Genomic DNA, 533 nt, shown 5'->3' on the forward strand with positions numbered 1-533 from the left:
GGCTGGCGCATTTTTGGCAGCGTTGTCGACCAGGCCGACAAACTTCTTCTGTGCATCAGCAGTTTGGCCTTCCAGGGTCTTGCCCAGTTCAGCACCGGCAGCCGAAGCGATGTCATACAGGTGACGGCTGTAAGCAGCGGTCTTTTCAGCCAGGGGCTGGACCAGGCCGGCTTGCAGGGCCATCAGTTCTTGCGCGTCTTTCACGCCCATCACGGCTTGTGCGTGGTTGGCGGTTTCGGCAAGGGCAGCCTTGGTGGCTTGCACGTTCAGTTCGACCAGCTTTTCAACGCCTTCGAAGGCTTTGTGGGTCAGACCAAACAGGGTTTCGATGTTGGCTTTGTGGGAGGCCATGATTTGTTCAGCGGTCAGCATAATTAATCTCCAGATATAAGTTAATGAGTCGTCGGGTCAATAGTTGCGTTGCGCTGAATTGCTGCACTGCAACATGACCCTAAGTATAGGCATTGGCCGAGGCATTGCAAGCAGTTTTTGTTGCACTGCACCATTTTAGATGTCGGGCCCTATTTGCACCC

At 54.2% G+C, this 533-nt stretch carries 1 protein-coding gene; it reads right to left on the reverse strand.

Translation table 11 applies throughout. The features are described 5' to 3' along the window. On the reverse strand, positions 1 to 375 hold a 375-nt coding region (locus tag AC1DWI_RS26010), incomplete at its 3' end, for a phasin family protein (RefSeq protein ID WP_477726309.1). Positions 376 to 533 lie beyond the last annotated feature (158 nt).

This window comes from Polaromonas sp. P3_C2 (assembly GCF_056402675.1).